The 18,080-nt window shown below is 68.3% G+C and carries 16 protein-coding genes and 1 pseudogene; 1 reads left to right on the top strand and 16 read right to left on the bottom strand.

The window, feature by feature from the left end:
- Positions 1 to 16 precede the first annotated feature (16 nt).
- Entirely contained in the window at positions 17 to 679 is a 663-nt protein-coding gene (gene msrA, locus EJK15_RS18370) for a peptide-methionine (S)-S-oxide reductase MsrA (RefSeq protein WP_138711668.1), read from the bottom strand.
- A 122-nt stretch (positions 680 to 801) separates the two neighbouring features.
- Here msrA and rarD point away from each other — a divergent pair, with 122 nt between their 5' ends.
- Positions 802 to 1,725: an EamA family transporter RarD gene (gene rarD, locus EJK15_RS18365; RefSeq protein ID WP_138711667.1), complete on the top strand. Its 924-nt coding sequence runs from the start codon at positions 802 to 804 to the stop codon at positions 1,723 to 1,725.
- On the opposite strand, the gene EJK15_RS18360 is transcribed toward rarD, so the two are convergent.
- The 15 genes and pseudogenes from EJK15_RS18360 to EJK15_RS18290 form a co-directional block, all read right to left on the bottom strand.
- Positions 1,693 to 2,682, bottom strand: a complete 990-nt coding sequence (locus EJK15_RS18360) for a polyprenyl synthetase family protein (protein ID WP_138711666.1) — start codon at positions 2,680 to 2,682, stop codon at positions 1,693 to 1,695. The two genes, rarD and EJK15_RS18360, sit on opposite strands and share 33 nt — an antisense overlap.
- A 12-nt stretch (positions 2,683 to 2,694) precedes the next feature.
- Positions 2,695 to 4,287, bottom strand: coding sequence for an NADH-quinone oxidoreductase subunit NuoN (gene nuoN, locus EJK15_RS18355; protein WP_138711665.1), 1,593 nt, complete (start codon positions 4,285 to 4,287; stop codon positions 2,695 to 2,697).
- Positions 4,284 to 5,843 carry an NADH-quinone oxidoreductase subunit M gene (locus EJK15_RS18350; protein WP_171074392.1) on the bottom strand — a complete coding sequence of 520 codons (1,560 nt, stop codon included), beginning with the start codon at positions 5,841 to 5,843 and terminating at the stop codon, positions 4,284 to 4,286. Before EJK15_RS18350 ends, nuoN begins: the two co-directional genes overlap by 4 nt.
- The gene (gene nuoL / locus EJK15_RS18345; protein ID WP_240777047.1) at positions 5,843 to 7,690 is read right to left on the bottom strand and encodes an NADH-quinone oxidoreductase subunit L; all 1,848 of its coding nucleotides are present in this window, start codon (positions 7,688 to 7,690) and stop codon (positions 5,843 to 5,845) included. Before nuoL ends, EJK15_RS18350 begins: the two co-directional genes overlap by 1 nt.
- A 73-nt stretch (positions 7,691 to 7,763) precedes the next feature.
- On the bottom strand, positions 7,764 to 8,060 hold the full coding sequence (gene nuoK / locus EJK15_RS18340) for an NADH-quinone oxidoreductase subunit NuoK (RefSeq protein ID WP_020542667.1): 297 nt from the start codon (positions 8,058 to 8,060) through the stop codon (positions 7,764 to 7,766).
- Positions 8,057 to 8,884: an NADH-quinone oxidoreductase subunit J gene (locus EJK15_RS18335; RefSeq protein WP_138711664.1), complete on the bottom strand. Its 828-nt coding sequence runs from the start codon at positions 8,882 to 8,884 to the stop codon at positions 8,057 to 8,059. Before EJK15_RS18335 ends, nuoK begins: the two co-directional genes overlap by 4 nt.
- A complete protein-coding gene (nuoI, locus tag EJK15_RS18330; RefSeq protein WP_138711663.1) occupies positions 8,877 to 9,392 on the bottom strand; it encodes an NADH-quinone oxidoreductase subunit NuoI in 516 nt (171 codons plus the stop codon). The genes EJK15_RS18335 and nuoI overlap by 8 nt, the downstream gene beginning before the upstream one ends.
- Complete coding sequence (nuoH, locus tag EJK15_RS18325; protein WP_138711662.1) at positions 9,379 to 10,677, bottom strand: NADH-quinone oxidoreductase subunit NuoH; 1,299 nt, start codon at positions 10,675 to 10,677, stop codon at positions 9,379 to 9,381. The genes nuoI and nuoH overlap by 14 nt, the downstream gene beginning before the upstream one ends.
- Positions 10,674 to 13,061 carry an NADH-quinone oxidoreductase subunit G gene (locus EJK15_RS18320; protein WP_138711661.1) on the bottom strand — a complete coding sequence of 796 codons (2,388 nt, stop codon included), beginning with the start codon at positions 13,059 to 13,061 and terminating at the stop codon, positions 10,674 to 10,676. The genes nuoH and EJK15_RS18320 overlap by 4 nt, the downstream gene beginning before the upstream one ends.
- Positions 13,058 to 14,347 (bottom strand): NADH-quinone oxidoreductase subunit NuoF, encoded by a 1,290-nt coding sequence (gene nuoF / locus EJK15_RS18315; RefSeq protein WP_138711660.1) that lies wholly within the window; start codon positions 14,345 to 14,347, stop codon positions 13,058 to 13,060. The genes EJK15_RS18320 and nuoF overlap by 4 nt, the downstream gene beginning before the upstream one ends.
- Positions 14,344 to 15,033 (bottom strand): annotated as a pseudogene (gene nuoE / locus EJK15_RS18310) (NADH-quinone oxidoreductase subunit NuoE); the annotation flags it as partial. The gene nuoF and the pseudogene nuoE, both read right to left, overlap by 4 nt.
- A gap of 31 nt (positions 15,034 to 15,064) precedes the next feature.
- Entirely contained in the window at positions 15,065 to 16,390 is a 1,326-nt protein-coding gene (locus EJK15_RS18305; protein WP_138711658.1) for an NADH-quinone oxidoreductase subunit D, read from the bottom strand.
- Positions 16,387 to 17,091, bottom strand: a complete 705-nt coding sequence (locus EJK15_RS18300) for an NADH-quinone oxidoreductase subunit C (RefSeq protein ID WP_138711657.1) — start codon at positions 17,089 to 17,091, stop codon at positions 16,387 to 16,389. Before EJK15_RS18300 ends, EJK15_RS18305 begins: the two co-directional genes overlap by 4 nt.
- Positions 17,088 to 17,639, bottom strand: coding sequence for a NuoB/complex I 20 kDa subunit family protein (locus tag EJK15_RS18295; RefSeq protein ID WP_138711656.1), 552 nt, complete (start codon positions 17,637 to 17,639; stop codon positions 17,088 to 17,090). The genes EJK15_RS18300 and EJK15_RS18295 overlap by 4 nt, the downstream gene beginning before the upstream one ends.
- Positions 17,640 to 17,643: 4 nt before the next feature.
- A complete protein-coding gene (locus EJK15_RS18290) occupies positions 17,644 to 18,039 on the bottom strand; it encodes an NADH-quinone oxidoreductase subunit A (protein WP_138711655.1) in 396 nt (131 codons plus the stop codon).
- Positions 18,040 to 18,080 lie beyond the last annotated feature (41 nt).

Raw genomic sequence — 18,080 nt, 5'->3', positions numbered from 1 at the left:
CGGGGAGGGTGCAGGTCTACGCCTCGCCGGAGGTCAGGCCGACCGGACAGGCCACGCCCGTCCCGCCGATCCCGCAGTAGCCGTTAATGTTGCGGTGAAGATACTGCTGGTGATACTCCTCGGCGAAGTAGAACGGACCTGCCTCCGCCATCTCCGTGGAGATCTCGCCGTATCCGGCCGTCTTCAGCACCCGCTGGTACGCGTCCCGCGACGCCTCCGCCGCCTTCTGCTGCTCCGCCGAGTGGTAGTAGATCGCCGACCGATACTGCGTCCCCACGTCGTTCCCCTGCCGCATCCCCTGCGTGGGGTTGTGGGCCTCCCAGAAGACCCGCAGCAGCTCCTCGTACGACACCTTCGCCGGGTCGAAGACGACCCGCACGACCTCCGCGTGCCCCGTCAGCCCGCTGCAGACCTCTTCGTACGTCGGGTTGGTGGTGTATCCGCCCTGATACCCGACCGCCGTCGTGACGACCCCGGGCGTCTGCCAGAACTTGCGCTCGGCCCCCCAGAAGCAGCCCAGGCCGAAGTCGGCGACCTCCAGTCCGGAGGGGTACGGCGGGGCGAGCGGGGCGTCGAGGACCGCGTGACGGGCCGGCACGGGCATGGTCTCCGTGCGACCCGGGAGAGCGTCCTCAGGTCGGACCATCGATGTCTTGTTGCCGCCGAACAGCCAGCCCATAGCACTACCTCCATAGGTCTCTTCCCAGGGTACATAGACCGCAACGCTTAAGTAGGTCTACACATTTCCATGCAGAGAAGGAGATTTGTGGTTAAAGGTGGTAATGGGCGAAGATAGGCCACATGCCTGACTCTCGGCGTGGCGTGTTGTACGGGATCGCCGCCTACACAATGTGGGGGCTGTTCCCCCTCTACTGGCCGCTGCTCAAACCCTCCGGAGCCGTCGAGATCCTCGCCCACCGGATGGTGTGGTCGCTGGTCGCCGTCGTCGCCGCCCTCGCCGTGCGCAGGCACTGGTCCTGGTTCCGGGAGCTGGCCAGGCAACCCAGGAAGCTGGCACTGCTGACGGTCGCCGCCATCGTCGTCACGCTCAACTGGGGCACCTACATCTACGCGGTCAACACGGGGCACATCGTGGAGAGCGCGCTGGGGTACTTCATCAATCCGCTGGTCAGCGTGCTGTTCGGCGTGGTGCTGCTGCGCGAGCGGCTGCGCCCGCTGCAATGGGCGGCCGTCGGGGCCGGGGCGGTCGCGGTGCTCGTGCTGACGCTCGACTACGGGCGGCTGCCGTGGATCGCGCTGACGCTGGCGGTGAGCTTCGGAGTGTACGGGCTGGTCAAGAAGCGGGCCAACGTGGCGGCGACCGAGAGTCTCGCCGTGGAGACGCTGGTGCTGCTCCTCCCCGCGCTGGGATATCTGATCTTCCTGCAGGCGAGCGGGGAGTCGACCTTCCCGAACCACGGGGTCGGGCATGCCATGTTGCTCGTCGGGGCCGGCATCATCACTGCCGTGCCGCTGATCTGCTTCGGGGCGGCCGCGATCCGGGTGCCGCTGAGCACGATGGGGCTGCTGCAGTACATCGCGCCGGTCCTGCAGTTCGCGTGCGGCGTGCTGATCGCCAAGGAGACCATGCCGTCCAGCCGGTGGATGGGGTTCGCGATCGTCTGGCTGGCCTTGGCGATCTTCACGTACGACAGCTTCCGGACGGCCCGCAAAGCCGCCCGGGTCAGGAAATCAGCCGGAACGCTCGACCACGTAGTCACATAGCGCCAAAAATGCGGTCCTGGCGGGGATGTCGGGCAGACCGGAAATGTCGGCACGGGCCCGGTCCACCCACGCCTTCAGCTCCGCCCGCGCCCTGGCCATCGCCGGGTGCGCACGCAGCAGGGTCAGCGCCTCGTCCACGTCCTCCTCGGCCACCGGGCCCGACAGCAGCGACGTCAGGCGAGGCGAATCGCCGGCCGCGAGGGCGTACAGGACCGGGAGGGTCTTGACGCCCTCGCGCAGGTCCGTGCCCGGGGTCTTGCCCGACTGGATGCCGGTGGAGGCCACGTCGAGCAGGTCGTCCCCGAGCTGAAAGGCCACCCCGATGGCCTCGCACGCGCGGCTGAGCCGCTCCTCGACGTCCGCCGGAGCGCCCGACAGCAGCGCGCCGAAGCGGCCGGACGCGGCGATCAGAGAGCCCGTCTTGTCGGCCAGGACGCTGAGGTAGTGGGCGATCGGGTCCTCGTCGTCGCGCGGACCGACGGTCTCGCGGATCTGGCCCTGGACGAGGCGGGAGAACGTCTGCGCCTGGATGCGGATCAGGTCCGGACCGAGGTCGGCCAGGATGTCGGAGGCCTGGGCGAACAGGTAGTCGCCGGTGAGGATGGCCACGGTGTTGTCCCACCGGGCGTTCGCGGACGGGGAGCCCCGGCGTACCGGGGCCTCGTCCATGACGTCGTCGTGGTAGAGCGAGCCCAGGTGGGTCAGCTCGATGACCACCGCGCCGGGCACCACACCCGGCGCGGACGGGTCGCCGAACTGGGCGGCCAGCAGCACCATCAGCGTACGGAACCGCTTGCCGCCGGCCTCGATGAGGTGCTTGGACGCCTCCGTGACGAAGGCGTCCTCGCTCTCCACCGACGAGCGCAGGAGCTTCTCCACCGCAGCCAGACCGGTGGCCACGTCCTGCGCCAACCGCTCGTCCTCAATGGGAAGGTCAACCACGGGAGGCGCAGACATAGAGAGATCCCCTTATCTAATGAACAGGCCGCTGGCAGCGTCTCTGGCAACACCGAGCATGGAGTCCGGATAGAGCCCCACCCCTACGGTAACCAGCAGCGAAACTGCGATGACGGCCACGGTCCCCATACTGGGCACCGCGATCGCCGGGCCGTCGGCCGCGGGCTCGCTGAAGAACATCAGCACGATCACGCGTACGTAGAAGAACGCCGCGATCGCGGAGGCCACCACGCCCACGACGACCAGGCCGGCCATCCAGCCGCCCATCGAGTCGCCGGGCTGCGTGCCGCTGCTGACCGCGGCCACGAAAATCGCGTACTTGCCGAAGAAGCCGCTCGTCAGCGGGATGCCGGCGAAGGCCAGCAGGAAGAAGGCGAACACGCCGGCCAGCACCGGGGCACGCTTGCCGAGCCCGGCCCAGCGCGACAGGTGCCCCGCCTCGCCGCCCGGGTCGCGGATCAGCGTGACCACCGCGAACGCGCCGACCGTGGTGACGCTGTAGACCGCCAGGTAAAACAGGATCGCCTTCAGTGAGTCGGCGTTCTGCGGGGCGGAGCCGAACGTGGCCATCACGCCGACGAGCAGGAAGCCCGCGTGCGCGATGGACGAGTAGGCGAGCATCCGCTTGATCTCGGTCTGCGTGATCGCCAGGACCGAACCGACGATCATGGTCAGCGCGGCCACGCCCCAGATGATCGGCCGCCAGTTCCAGTCGAGGTTGCCGAGCCCCACCCAGAACACCCGCAGCACCGCACCGATTGCCGCGACGAGCGTGCCCGAGGCCATGAGCGCGGTGATGGGCGTCGGAGCGCCCTGGTAGACGTCCGGCTTCCAGGCCTGGAACGGCGCCGCGCCGATCTTGAACAGCAGGCCCACGCCGAGCATCGAGAACCCGATCATCAGCAGCGGGTCGAGCCCGGAGCCCGCAGACATGGCCTGGTTGATGCCGGGGAGCGAGACGGTGCCCGCGTACCCGTAGACCATCGCGGTGCCGTACAGGAAGAACGCCGAGGAGAACGCGCCCAGCAGGAAGTACTTCATGGACGCCTCCTGCGACAGCAGGCGGCGCCGGCGGGCCAGGCCGCACAGCAGGTAGAGCGGCAGCGACATGACCTCGAGGGCGACGAACATCATCAGCAGGTCGTGCGAGGCCGGGAACAGCAGCATGCCGCCGACCGCGAACAGCACCAGCGGGTACACCTCGGTGTGCCCGGCGCCGCCGCTCACGCTCTCGGCCTCCTCCTCGTCGGCGCTGCCCGGCACGGCCGCGGCGGAGGCGACGAAGTGGCCCTCATCGTTGATCAGCAGCACGCAGACGAACGACAGGACGAGGATGACGCCCCAGAGGAACAGCGAGGGCCCGTCCACCGCGATCGCGCCCATGGCGGAGGGCGTGGTGGGCACCTGGCCGCGCAGCACCTGCAGCAGGACCAGCGCGAACGCGCCGAACAGGCTCAGCAGGGTGAGCGGTACGTGGATCGGCTTGCGCAGGTAGCGCGGCGCGAACGCCTCGACGAGCACGCCGATGATGGCCGCGCCGAACACCACCAGCAGCGGCGCCAGCGTGCCGTACTCGATCGTCGGCGCTTCAATGACGGGGTTCACTGACCTGTCCCCTTCTCAGCGATGGTGGAGGTCGGCACATCTACGTTGGCCACCGTCTCTTTCACGGACGGGTTGATCACGTCGAGCAGCGGCTTGGGGAAGAAGCCGAACCCGATGATCAGGGCGACCAGCGGAGCCAGCACCCAGACCTCGCGGGCGTTCAGGTCCTTGAACGCCTTGACCGGCTCGGCGGTCGGCCCGTTCATGGCCCGCTGCACCATCCACAGGATGTAGACGGCGGCGAGGACCACGGCCACCGCGGCGATCACCGCGGGCACCGTCAAGGCTCCTACGCCGTGCGCGGGGCTCTGGTACGTCCCGATCATGACCATGAACTCGCTCACGAACGACGACAGCCCGGGCAGCGAGAGCCCGGCCAGACCGGCGACCAGGAAGAAGCCCGCCAGCACCGGCGCGACCTTCTGCACGCCCCCGTAGTCCCCGATGAACGGCGAGCCGCGCCTGGCGATGAGGAACCCCGCGGCCAGGAACAGCGCGCCGGTGGCGAAGCCGTGGTTGACCATGTAGAGCGCCGCGCCGGACTGCGCGACCTCCGACATGGCGAACACGCCGAGCACGATGAAGCCGAAGTGCGAGATCGACGTGTACGCGATGAGCCGCTTCATGTCGGTCTGCCCGATGGCCACGATGGCGCCGTAGATGATGCTGATGACCGCCAGTACGACGATCGGCATCGTGAACGCCTTGGCCGCGTCCGGGAACAGCTCCAGGCAGAAGCGCAGCATGCCGAACGTGCCGACCTTGTCCAGCACACCCACCAGCAGCACCGCGGCCCCGGCCGGAGCCTGCGCGGCCGCGTCGGGCAGCCAGGTGTGCACCGGCCACAGCGGCGCCTTGATCGCGAAGGCGATGAAGAACCCGCCGAACAGCCACTTCTGCATGTTCGGGTCCTGGATGGCCCCGATCAGCTCGGGGAACATGAACGTCTGCTTGTTCGCGACCACGTACAGCCCGATGACCGCGACCAGCATGAGCAGGCCGCCGAACAGCGAGTACAGCAGGAACTTGACGGCCGCGTAGGACCGCTGGGCGCCGCCGTACGACCCGATCATGAAGTACATCGGGATCAGCATGGCTTCGAAGAAGACGTAGAAGAGGAAGATGTCGGTCGCCGCGAAGACGCCGATCATCATCGTCTCGAGCACGAGCAGCAGCGAGAAGTACGTCTTCACCGACCGCTTGGGCGTGATCAGCGTGCCGTCGGCGCTCTTGACCCCGTCGGCGTCGTTCCAGGAGGCCAGCACCACGATCGGCACCAGCACCACCGACAGCGCGATCAGCACGAGCGCCACGCCGTCGACGCCGACCCCGAACTTCACGCCGAAGCTCGGGATCCAGTCGGGATCGGCCTTGAACTGGAAGCGCTCGCCCGTCGGGTTGAACCCGGCGGCCATGACGCCCGTGAGCACCAGCACCAGCAGCGAGACCGCGAGCGTGACCTGCTTGGCCAGCTTGTCGCTGCCCTTGGGAAGCAGGGCCACCACGATGGCGCCCACCACGGGCACCGCCATGAGTATCGGAAGCCAGGGTGACATCAGATGGTCCCAACGAGGAGCAGGGCGCCGGTCAGCAGGGCGGCACCGATCAGGATGGACAACGCGTACGTTCTGGCGAAGCCCGTCTGGATCCGCCGGAGGCGCCCGGAGCTGCCGCCGATCCCCGCGGCCAGGCCGTTGACGAGCCCGTCGACGCCGCGGTTGTCGAAGAACACCGCGATGCGGGTCAGCCACTGGCCGGGGCGCATGAAGAGCGACTCGTTGAGCGCGTCGCCGTACAGGTCGCGGCGGGCGAACGTGGTGACGAACGAGCCGCGCGGCTGCACGGCCGGCACCTCGGCGCGGCCGTACTTCATCCAGGCGAAGGCCGCGCCCACGGCGACGAGCGCCAGGGTGGCCAGACCAGGAGTGCTGGTGAACACGAAGGTCGGAGCCTCCACCTCGCCGCCCACGGCGGGCCGCAGGAAGCGGTAGAGCGTGCCGCCCAGGACGAGGTAGCCACCGAGGAAGATCGCGCCGACCGACAGGATCATCAGCGGCACGGTCATGACGAGCGGGGACTCGTGCGGGTGCGCGTTGTCGGCCCAGCGCTTCTGGCCGAAGAAGGTCATGAAGACCATCCGCGACATGTAGAAGCCGGTGATGCCGGCGCCGAGCACGGCCAGCCAGCCCAGGACGGGCTGGTGGTGCACCGCGGTCTCGATGATGCCGTCCTTGGTGAAGTAGCCGGACAGCAGCGGGAAACCGATGATCGCCAGGTAGCCGATGAAGAACGTGACGAAGGTCAGCGGCATGAACTTGCGCAGCCCGCCGTACTTCCTCATGTCCACTTCGTCGTTCATGCCGTGCATGACCGAGCCGGCACCGAGGAACAGGTCGGCCTTGAAGAAGCCGTGCGTGATCAGGTGGCCGATCGCGAAGGCGTATCCCGCCGGGCCGAGGCCCGCACCGAGCATCATGTAGCCGATCTGCGACATCGTCGAACCGGCCAGGCCCTTCTTGATGTCGTCCTTCGCACAACCGATGATCGCACCGGCGAGCAGCGTGGCCGCCCCGACGATGGCCACGGCGAGCGCGGCGCCCGAGCCCTCGGGGAAGAAGAACGCCCCGGAGCGGACCACCAGATAGACGCCGGCGGTCACCATGGTCGCGGCGTGGATCAGGGCCGACACGGGGGTCGGGCCCTCCATGGCGTCCAGGAGCCAGGACTGCAGCGGCAGCTGCGCCGACTTACCGCAGGCGCCGAGGAGCAGCAGCAGGCCGATGGCCAGCGTGGTGCCGTTCTCCCCACTGGCGGTGATCGGGTCCAGGTCCTTGAAGGCGAGCGAGCCGAACGAGGTCCAGATGACGAACATACCGACCAGCAGACCGAAGTCGCCGACGCGGTTGACCACGAACGCCTTCTTGGCCGCGACCGCCGCCGACGGCTTGAACTGCCAGAACCCGATCAGCAGGTAGGAGGCCAGGCCGACGCCCTCCCAGCCGATGAACAGGCCCACGTAGTTGTCGGCCAGCACCAGCAGGAGCATCGCGGCCACGAACAGGTTCAGGTAGGCGAAGAACCTGCGCCGGTGCTCGTCGTGCGACATGTAGCCGATCGAGTAGATGTGGATCAGCGACCCGACACCGGTGATCAGCAGCGCGAAGCTGATCGACAGCGGGTCGATCAGCAGCCCCATGTCGATCTTCATGTTGGGGATGAACTCGTACAGGTGCACTGCCCTGCGACGCTCCGCCTCCCCCAACCCTATGAGCTCGAAGAACGCCAGCACCGCCACGACGAACGAGGCGAGGGACATGGCCACGCCCAGCAGATGGCCCCAGCGGTTCGTGAACCGGTTGAACACCAGCAGGATGAACGCTCCCAGCAACGGGAAGGCGATCATCAGCCAGGCGATACCGATCACGCCGCCGGTGTGCTGGGTGATCTGAGCGATTTCAGACTCCACCAGTCACCTCTTAGTACTTCAGCAGGTTGGCGTCGTCGACCGACGCTGACCTGCGGGTTCGGAAGATCGTCACGATGATGGCCAGGCCTACCACGACCTCGGCCGCGGCCACCACCATCACGAAGAACGCGATGATCTGGCCTTCCAGGTTGCCGACCTGCCTGGAGAAGGTGACGAACGCGAGGTTGCAGGCGTTGAGCATGAGCTCCACGCACATGAACACCACGATCGCGTTGCGCCTGATCAGCACGCCCATCGCGCCGATGGCGAACAGCAGGCCGGACAGGACGAGGTAGTGCGTCGTCATTTGGTCACCTCGTTGGTGGTCTGCTCGACGTCGCTCGCCTCTTCGGCCTGCGGCTCGATGTCCCGCTCCTCGGCGTCCTCCTCGGCCGTGTGCCTGATGGCCTCGGCGAGCTTGGGATCCTCGGGCAGGTGGTCGTGCTCGACGTCGTAGCGCGCGATGTAGCGGTTGACCGAGGACTCCGCGACCGACCCGTCCGGCAGCAGCGCCGGCATGTCGATGGCGTTGTTCCTGGCGTACGTGCCGGGGCCCGGCAGTGGCGACGGCCGGCCGCTGAGGAACCTGGCGCGGGACAGGTCCTTCTGCGTGGGCTTGTCCGTGAGCCGCTCACGGTGCGCCAGCACCATGGCGGCCAGCGCCGCGGTGATCAGCAGCGCCGAGGTGATCTCGAACGCGAACACGTACTTGGTGAACAGCAGCAGCGCGATCGAGCGGATGTAGCCGCCCGATGCCGTGGCCTGCGCCAGCCCGGCCTCGGGGGCGAAGACCACGTTGCCGACGGCCAGGACGATCAGCGCGGCGAACGCGAGACCGGCCAGCACGGCCCAGACGCGCTGGCCCCTCAGCGTCTCGACGAAGGAGTCCGACGAGTCGACGCCCACCAGCATGAGCACGAACAGGAACAGCATCATGATCGCGCCGGTGTAGACGATGATCTGCACCGCGGCCAGGAAGGGCGCGTCCTGCACGGCGTACAGGACCGCGAGGCAGAGCATCACCGTGCCGAGCATCAGCGCGGAGTACACGGCCTTCCTGTTGAAGACCATGCCGAGCGCGGCGCCGACGGACACGACGGCGAGCACCCAGAACGTGATGGTCTCACCCATTGGTCCGCCCCAACCGGTAGTAGTCCTCTTCGGTCTCACCGAGCCGCATGGGGTGTGGCGGCTGCTCCATGCCCTGGGTCAGCGGCGCGAGCAGCATCTCCTTGGTGAAGATGAGGCTCTCGCGGCTGCTGTCGGCGAGCTCGTACTCGTTGGTCATGGTGAGCGCGCGGGTCGGGCAGGCCTCGATGCACAGGCCGCACAGGATGCACCGCAGATAGTTGATCTGGTAAGTGCGCCCGTAACGCTCGCCCGGAGAGAAGCGCTCCTCTTCGGTGTTGTCCGCGCCCTCCACGTAGATCGCGTCGGCCGGACACGCCCAGGCGCACAGCTCGCACCCTACGCACTTCTCCAGCCCGTCCGGCCAGCGGTTGAGCTGGTGACGCCCGTGGAAGCGAGGGGCCGTCGGCCTCTTCTCCTCCGGGTAGTTCGTCGTGACGGGCTTCTTGAACATCGTGTGGAAGGTGACCCCGAAGCCCTTGACGGGGTTCAGCCAATCAGTTAGTCCCACTGGGAATCTCCTTGTGCTGCACCCCGTGGTAGTGCGGCAGATCGAGCGGCGGCACCGGGAAGCCACCCGCCTCCGGCTCGTTGGACAGTTCCTCGAACTCGGCTTCGACCTGGGCCTTCCTGGCTTCCTTGCGCCGCTGGTTGACGGTGTCGAACCGCATCCAGACGGCCAGCGCGCCGACCACGATGACCACGCCGAGCGCGACCCCGAGCATCCGGTTGCCCTCGTTGATCACCACGTTGCGCACGGCGGCGACCAGCAGGATCCACCCCAGGTTGACCGGGATCAGCACCTTCCAGCCCAGGGACATGAGCTGGTCGTAGCGCACGCGGGGCAGCGAGGCGCGCACCCAAATGATGAAGCAGAAGGTCAGCACGAACTTGATGAAGAACCACAGCACCGGCACCCAGCCCGTGTGAGCCCACTCCCACGACATCGGGAGCGGCGCCCGCCAGCCGCCGAAGAACAGCGTGACGGCGATGCCGGAGGCGGTGAAGGTGTGCAGATATTCGCCCATCATGATCAGGGCGAACTTCAGCGACGAGGAGTATTCGGTCTGGAAGCCGCCGACCAACTCACCCTCGCCCTCGGGCAGGTCGAACGGGATGCGGGCGGCCTCGCCGAACATGCAGATCGCGTAGATCACGAACGACGGGGCCAGCAGCACCACGAACCAGGTCTCCGCCTGCGCCCCGACGATCTCCGACGTGGACAGCGTCCCGGCGAAGATGAAGACCGCCACGAACGACAGGCCCATGGCGATCTCGTACGACACCACCTGGGCCGCCGACCGCAGACCGCCGAGCAGCGCGTACGGCGAACGCGACGACCACCCGGCCAGCACCACGCCGTAGACCGAAACCGCGCCCATGGCCAGCACGAACAGCACCGCCACCGGCAGGTCGACCAGCTGCAGCGGCGTCTCGTGGCCGAACAGGTTGACCATCGGCCCGAACGGCACGATCGAGAAGGCCAGGAACGCCGGCACCACCATGATGACCGGCGCCATCAGGTAGAGCACCTTGTCCACGGTCCGCGGGAAGAGATCCTCCTTCAGCCCCATCTTCAGGCCGTCGGCCACGGACTGCAGCAGGCCGAACTTGCCGGCCCGGTTCGGGCCGTACCGGTTCTGCATCCTGGAGATGAGCTTGCGCTCAAACCAGACGCCGAACAGCACGCCCAGCATCAGGAAGACGAAGAGCATCACGGCCTTGATGATGGTGATCCACAGCGGGTCCTTGCCGAAGTTGGCCAGGGTGGGATCGGCCGCGAGAACGTGAATCATGAGGCGCTCCCGATGGTGACGATGTCGCCGGCCACCGCGCGCAGGTCACGCGTGACCGAGCAGCCGCCGGAGTTCGCCGGCACCCAGACCACCCGGTCCGGCAGGTCGGCGACGCGCACGGGCAGCGTGACGGTGTCGGCTCCTGGGCCGCCCACGACCAGCTTGTCGCCGTCGGCGACGCCGAGCTCGGCCGCCGTGCCCTCGGAGACGAGCGCTTCGGCGGGGCGGGCGGTGCCCGCGAGGTACGGCTCGCCGTCCTGCAACCTGCCCTCGTCGAGCAGCAGGTGCCAGGTCGCCAGCAGGGCCTCGCCGGCCGCCGGGGCGACCTGGGCGCGGGTGGCGGTGTGCGGGGCGGTGACGCGGCTGCCGCGCCAGGCGCCCAGGCCGGACAACTCGCGCCGGGCGGCCTTGGCGTCCGGCAGGCCCAGGTGCACGTCCATCCGGTCGGCGAGGCTGCCGATCACGGCCAGGTCGCTCTGCAGCCCCGGCACCTTGAGCGGCGCCTCGAACGAGCGTCCGCGGCCCTCCCAGTTGACGAACGTGCCGCCCTTCTCCTGGACGGCTGCGACCGGCAGGACCACGTCGGCGCGGTCGGTGACGGCGCTGGCGCGGATCTCCAGGCTGACGATGAACGGCGTGTTCTCGAGCGCGTCGAGCGCCGCCGCCGGGTCGGGCAGGTCGTACGGGTCGACGCCGGCCACGACCAGCGCGTCCAGGCCGCCGTCGCGGGCGGCCCGCAGGATGCCCGCGGTGTCGCGGCCCGGCGTGCCGGGCAGCGAGGCCACGTTCCACGCCCTGGCGACCTCGGCCCTGGCGGTCTCGTCGTCCACCGGGCGGCCGATCGGCAGCAGGTTGGGCAGCGCCCCGGCCTCGACCGCGCCGCGCTCGCCCGCCCTGCGCGGGATCCAGGCCAGCTTGGCGTCGGAGGCGGCGGCGAGGCGTACGAGCGCGGACAGCGCGCCCGGCACGGTGGCCAGCCGCTCGCCGGCCAGCACGACCGTGCCCTCGGCCAGCGTGCCGACCAGCTCGCCGATCGCGTCGGCCTCGGCGCCCGGCGCGGTGCGGATGAGCGTGCCGCCCATCTTGGCCAGGCCAGGAGAGGCGAACGGGGCGATCGAGGAGACCTTGAGCCTCTTCTTCATCCACGCCTTGCGCAGGCGCAGGAAGACGATCGGCGACTCTTCCTCAGGCTCGAACCCGACGAGCAGCACGTGCGGGGCGTTCTCGAGGTCGGCGTAGCTGATCTCGATGCCCTTGCCGGCCACCGAGTGGGCCAGGAACTGCGCCTCCTCGGCGGAGTGCGGCCTGGCGCGGAAGTCGATGTCGTTGGTCCCGAGTGCGAGCCTGGCGAACTTGGCGTACGCGTAGGCGTCCTCGACCGTGGCCCGGCCGCCGACCAGCACGCCGCTCTTGCCGCGAGCCTTGGCCAGCCCTTCGGCGGCGACCATGAGCGCCTCCGGCCACGAGGCGGGCACCAGCACGCCCTCCTCGTTGCGGACCAGCGGCGTCTTGAGCCGGTCGGGCTGCGTGGCGTAGCTGAACGCCCAGCGGCCCTTGTCGCAGTTCCACTCCTCGTTGACCTGGGGGTCGTTGCCCGCCAGGCGGCGGGTGACCCGGCCGCGCCGGTGGTCGGTGCGCTGGGCGCAGCCGGAGGCGCAGTGCTCGCACGCGCTCGGCGTGGACACCAGGTCGAAGGGGCGGGCCCGGAACCGGTAGGCGGCGCCGGTCAGCGCGCCGACCGGGCAGATCTGCACCGTGTTGCCGGAGAAGTAGGAGTTGAACGGCTGGCCGTCGGCCGTGCGCACCTGCTCCTTGGCCCCGCGCTCGAAGAACTCGATGAGCGGGTCGCCGGCGATCTGGTCGGAGAAGCGGATGCAGCGCGCGCACTGCACGCAGCGCTCGCGGTCGAGCAGCACCTGCGTGGACAGCGGCAGCGGCTTGGGGAAGGTCCGCTTCTGCTCCTGGAACCTGGACTCGCCCTGGCCGTTGGACATGGCCTGGTTCTGCAGGGGGCACTCGCCGCCCTTGTCGCAGACCGGGCAGTCCAGCGGGTGGTTCATCAGCAGGAACTCCATCGCCGCCCGCTGCGCCTTCTCGGCGACCGGCGACGTGAGCTGGGTCTGCACGACCATGCCTTCGGCGACATCGATCGCGCACGACGGCTGCGGCTTGGGGAAGCCGCGGCCGTTGCCCGCGTCGGGGATGTCGACCAGGCACTGGCGGCAGTTGGCCGCCGGGTCCAGCAGCGGGTGGTCGCAGAACCTGGGGATCTGGATGCCCAGCAGCTCGGCGGCCCTGATGATCAGAGTGCCCTTGGGGACACTGACCTGGAACCCGTCGATGGTCAGGGTCACCAGGTTCGTTTCTGTCTCTACGACGGTCACTGCTCACCCCAGAGAGTGGACTTCTTCGGGTCGAACGGGCAGCCGCCGATCTCGAAGTGCTTGAGGTACTCCTCGCGGAAGTACTTCACCGAGGAGTGGATCGGGCTGGTCGCGCCGTCGCCGAGGGCGCAGAACGAGCGGCCGAGGATGTTGTCCGCGATGTCGGTGATCGTGGTCAGGTCGTCCTCGGTGCCCTGGCCCTTCTCCAGGCGCTTGAGCACCTGCTTGAGCCAGTAGGTGCCCTCGCGGCACGGCGTGCACTTGCCGCACGACTCGTGGGCGTAGAACTCCGTCCAGCGCAGCACCGTGCGGACCACGCAGGTGGTCTCGTCGAAGATCTGCAGCGCGCGGGTGCCGAGCATGGAGCCCTTCGCGCCGACCGCCTCGAAGTCGAGCGGCACGTCGAGGTGCTCGTCGGTGAAGATCGGCGTGGAGGAGCCGCCCGGGGTCCAGAACTTGATCTGGTGCCCCTCACGGATGCCGCCGGCCATGTCGAGCAGCTCGTTCAGGGTGATGCCGAGCGGCGCTTCGTACTGGCCCGGCCGGGTGACGTGGCCGCTGAGCGAGAAGATGCCGAAGCCCTTGGACTTCTCGGTGCCCATCCCGGCGAACCAGTCGGCCCCGTTGGCGATGATCGAGGGAACACTGGCGATCGACTCGACGTTGTTCACGACAGTAGGCGAGGCGTAGAGGCCCGCCACGGCCGGGAACGGGGGCTTGAGCCGCGGTTGACCTCTGAAGCCTTCCAGCGAGTCGAGCAGCGCCGTCTCCTCGCCGCAGATGTACGCGCCCGCGCCGCTGTGCACCACCAGCTCCAGGTCGTAACCGGAGCCGAAGATGTCACTGCCGAGAAAGCCCTTTTCGTACGCCTCCCGCACGGCCGCGTGCAGCCGCCGGATCACGTGCAGGACCTCGCCGCGCACGTAGATGAAGGCGTGGTTGGCCCGGATCGCGTAGGACGTGATGATGATGCCCTCGACCAGCGCGTGCGGGTTGGCCATCATGAGCGGGATGTCCTTGCAGGTGCCCGGCTCCGACTCGTCGGCGTTGACGACGAGGTAATGCGGCTTGCCGTCGCCCTGGGGGATGAAGCCCCACTTCATGCCGGTCGGGAAGCCGGCGCCGCCGCGGCCGCGCAGGCCCGAGTCCTTGACGGCCTGGATGACGGCGTCGGGCTCCATGCCCAGCGCCTTCTTGGCCGCCTTGTACTCGCCGTAGGCGTCGAGGGTGAAGGAGTTGGCCTGGTCCCAGTTCGCGGTCAGGACCGGGGTCAGAGTGGTAGTCATGCCTCTGGGGCCTTCCATCCTTTGGCCTTGGCGACCTTCAGGCCCTCGAGCGAGGGGCCGGCGGCCGGTGGGCCCTCGCCCGCCAGGTCGTCGGGCAGGCCCGCGAGCACGCGCGAGGCCTCCTTGAAGGTGCACAGCTTCTTCGGTCCGCGCGTGGGCCGCACGTCCTTGCCGTCACGCAGGTCGTCGACGAGTTGCTTGGCCGACTCGGGCGTCTGGTTGTCGAAGAACTCCCAGTTGACCATCATGACCGGCGCGAAGTCGCAGGCCGCGTTGCACTCCAGGCGCTCCAGCGAGACCTTGCCGTCCGGGGTCGCCTCGTCGTGACCGACGCCGGCGTGCTCCGTCAGCTCCTCCCAGATCTCGTCGCCGCCCATGACCGCGCACAGCGCGTTGATGCACACGCCGACGTGGTAATCGCCGACCGGCTTGCGCTTGTACATGGTGTAGAAGGTCGACACGCCGACGACCTCGGCCTTGCTGAGGCCGAGCATCTCGGCGCAGAACTCCTGCCCGTCGTCGGTGACGTACCCGTCTTCGGACTGCACGAGGTGGAGCAGCGGCAGCAGAGCGGACCGCGCTTTGGGGTAGCGGCCGATGATCTCCTTGGCGTCTCGTTCAAGACGCTCACGGACTTCCGGTGAGTAAGTCATGAGTGCGCCTCCGGCGCCCTCATGACTTGCGTGCTGTGTTTAATTGTTCGCTCGCAAAGCTCGCTCACCTGTCCACACCTCCCATGACGGGGTCGATAGATGCCACCGCGGCGATCACGTCGGCGATCTGGCCGCCCTCCGCCATCGCGGGGAAGCTCTGCAGGTTGCAGAAGGACGGCTCGCGGAAGTGCACGCGGTAGGGCCGGGTGCCGCCGTCGCTGACCACGTGCGCGCCGAGCTCGCCCCTGGGCGACTCGATGGCGGCGTACGCCTGCCCGGCCGGCACCCTGAAGCCCTCGGTCACCAGCTTGAAGTGGTGGATGAGGGCCTCCATCGAGGTGCCCATGATGTGCGCGATGTGGTCGGGCGAGTTGCCGAACCCGTCGGGGCCGAGCGCGAGCTGCGCGGGCCAGCCGATCTTCTTGTCCTCGATCATCACCGGGTCGCCCTTGAGCGGACCGGCGATGCGGTCCAGAGCCTGCTCGACGATCTTGAGGGACTCCTCCATCTCGTTCATGCGCACGAGGTAACGCGAGTAGACGTCGCAGCCGCGCTCGGTGGGGACGTCGAACTCGTAGGTCTCGTAGCCGCAGTAGGGCTGCGACTTGCGCAGGTCCCACGGCAGCCCGGCGGCGCGCAGGATGGGGCCGGTGACGCCGAGCGCCATGCAGCCGGTGAGGTCGAGGTAGGCCACGTCGCGGGTGCGGCGCACGTAGACCGGGTTGGCGTCGAGGAGCTTGCGGATGTCCTTGATCCGCTTGGTCATCTCCTTGAGGAACTCGCCGACCTTGTCGACCGTGCCCGCGGGCAGGTCCACGCTCACGCCGCCGGGGCGGACGTAGGCGTGGTTCATGCGCAGGCCGGTGATGTACTCGAACAGGTCCATGACCAGCTCGCGGTCGCGGTAGCCGAACAGGAACGGCGTGGTCGCGCCCAGCTCCATGCCGAACGTGCCCATGGCCACCAGGTGCGAGGCGATGCGGTTGAGCTCCATCATCATCACGCGGATGGCCTGTGCCCGCTCGGGGATGCGGTCGGTGACGCCGAGCAGCTTCTCCACGCCCAGGCAGTAGGCGGTCTCGTTGAAGATCGGCGCGAGGTAGTCCATGCGGGTCACGAACGTGGTCCCCTGGGTCCACGTCCGGTATTCCATGTTCTTCTCGATGCCGGTGTGCAGGTAGCCGATGACGCCGCGCGCCTCGGTCACCGACTCGCCGTCGAGGGTCAGGACCAGGCGGAGCACGCCGTGCGTGGACGGGTGCTGCGGGCCCATGTTGACGACCAGGCGCTCCTCTTCGGAGTCGCGGACCCCGGTGACGACCTCGTCCCAGTCCGCGCCGCCGACCGAGTAGACCTTGCCCTCGGTCGCCTCGTCATAAGCAGTGCTCACGCGTAGGACCTCCTCTGGTCCGGCGAGGGGATGGTGGCCCCGCGGTATTCGACGGGGATGCCGCCGAGCGGATAGTCCTTGCGCTGCGGATGGCCGTCCCAGTCGTCCGGCATCATGATCCGGGTCAGCGCGGGATGGCCGTCGAAGACGATTCCGAAGAAGTCGTACGTCTCCCGCTCGTGCCAGTCGTGACCAGGGTAAACGCTGACCGTGGATGGAATGTGCGGGTCGGCGTCGGGTGCGCTCACCTCCAGGCGCACGCGCCTGTTGTGGGTGATCGAGCACAGGTGGTAGACGGCGCGCAGCTCCTCGCCCGCCAGGTGCGGGTAGTGGACCCCGGACACGCCGAGCGACAGCTCGAAGCGCAGGGCCGCGTCGTCGCGCAGCTTCTGGCACACCTCGACCAGGCGCTCCCGCTTGACGTGCAGGGTCAGCTCGCCGCGGTCCACGACCACGCGCTCGATGGCGTCGTCGAGGCCCAGGCCGTCGACGATCTCGTCGAAGTAGCTTCCGTACGGACGGGGCGTCGAGAGCTGCGGCGCCCGGCGTACGACGAGGCCGCCGTAGCCGGAGGTGTCGCCGGTGTCCTGGGCACCGAACATGCCCCGCCTGGCGACGGGCGACTCGGGAATCGCGGGAACCGGGACCTCGGGGGTCTCGCCGCTCTCCGGGCTCCCGGGGAGATGGTCGGGCGAGGTCACTTCGCGGCCTCCTGGTCGATCAGCGGAAGCGTGCGCAGCGCCTGCAGTTCGAGCTCCTCGATCTGCTTGGCGCGGTGCGCGCCGAACTTCATGTTCTGGATCTTGTCGTGTAGCTTCACGATGGAGTCGATGAGCATCTCGGGCCGCGGCGGGCAGCCCGGCAGGTAGATGTCGACGGGCACGACATGGTCGACGCCCTGCACGATCGCGTAGTTGTTGAACATGCCGCCGCTCGAGGCGCACACGCCCATGGCGATGACCCACTTGGGCTCGGCCATCTGGTCGTAGATCTGGCGCAGCACGGGGGCCATCTTCTGCGAGACGCGCCCAGCGACGATCATCAGGTCGGCCTGGCGAGGAGACGCCGAAGCGCGCTCCATACCGAAGCGCGCCAGGTCGTAGTGGGGGCCGCCGGTGGCCATCAGCTCAATGGCGCAACACGCGAGCCCGAACGTGGCCGGCCATACGGAATTCTTGCGTGCCCACCCCGCGGCCGCTTCGACCGTGCTGAGGATGAACCCGCTGGGGAGTTTTTCTTCAAGTCCCATTTTTTCAGTCCCAGTCCAGACCCTTGCGGCGCCACACGTACGCGTAGGCGACGAGCACGGTGACGATGAACAGCAGCATCTCCACCAGAGCGAACAGCCCCAGGCCGGAGGCGAGCACCTGACCCGCGTCGTTCGTCTGCGGCGCGAACGAGACCGCCCACGGATAAAGGAAGATGATCTCGATGTCGAACACGATGAAGAGCATCGCGGTGACCATGTATTTGAGCGGGAACCGTCCACCACCGACGGGCTGGGGCGTCGGCTCGATGCCGCATTCGTAGGCGTCAAGCTTTGCGCGGTTCCAGCGTTTGGGGCCGGTGAAGGGAGCGATGGCGACCGAGAAGATCGCGAAGCCCCCCGCGAGAACGGCGAGCACCAGGATGGGCACGTAAAGGTCCATCGCTACGCCTCCTCTGGAGTCGCCGCGCGCGCGGGCGCGCA

The sequence above is a fragment of the Nonomuraea basaltis genome (assembly GCF_005893125.1).
GTDB lineage: Bacteria > Actinomycetota > Actinomycetes > Streptosporangiales > Streptosporangiaceae > Nonomuraea > Nonomuraea basaltis.
Note: the sequence above shows the minus strand (reverse complement) of the source record. Positions and strands in the feature narration are given on the sequence as shown.

Excerpts from the sequence above, each read along its gene's own strand:
- msrA (WP_138711668.1), bottom strand. The coding sequence starts at position 679 with ATGGGCTGGCTGTTCGGCGGCAACAAGACATCGATGGTCCGACCTGAG.
- rarD (WP_138711667.1), top strand. The coding sequence starts at position 802 with ATGCCTGACTCTCGGCGTGGCGTGTTGTACGGGATCGCCGCCTACACA.
- EJK15_RS18360 (WP_138711666.1), bottom strand. The coding sequence starts at position 2,682 with ATGTCTGCGCCTCCCGTGGTTGACCTTCCCATTGAGGACGAGCGGTTG.
- EJK15_RS18350 (WP_171074392.1), bottom strand. The coding sequence starts at position 5,843 with ATGTCACCCTGGCTTCCGATACTCATGGCGGTGCCCGTGGTGGGCGCC.
- nuoL (WP_240777047.1), bottom strand. The coding sequence starts at position 7,690 with ATGATCGCCTTCCCGTTGCTGGGAGCGTTCATCCTGCTGGTGTTCAAC.
- nuoK (WP_020542667.1), bottom strand. The coding sequence starts at position 8,060 with ATGACGACGCACTACCTCGTCCTGTCCGGCCTGCTGTTCGCCATCGGC.
- EJK15_RS18335 (WP_138711664.1), bottom strand. The coding sequence starts at position 8,884 with ATGGGTGAGACCATCACGTTCTGGGTGCTCGCCGTCGTGTCCGTCGGC.
- nuoH (WP_138711662.1), bottom strand. The coding sequence starts at position 10,677 with ATGATTCACGTTCTCGCGGCCGATCCCACCCTGGCCAACTTCGGCAAG.
- nuoF (WP_138711660.1), bottom strand. The coding sequence starts at position 14,347 with ATGACTACCACTCTGACCCCGGTCCTGACCGCGAACTGGGACCAGGCC.
- EJK15_RS18295 (WP_138711656.1), bottom strand. The coding sequence starts at position 17,639 with ATGGGACTTGAAGAAAAACTCCCCAGCGGGTTCATCCTCAGCACGGTC.
- EJK15_RS18290 (WP_138711655.1), bottom strand. The coding sequence starts at position 18,039 with ATGGACCTTTACGTGCCCATCCTGGTGCTCGCCGTTCTCGCGGGGGGC.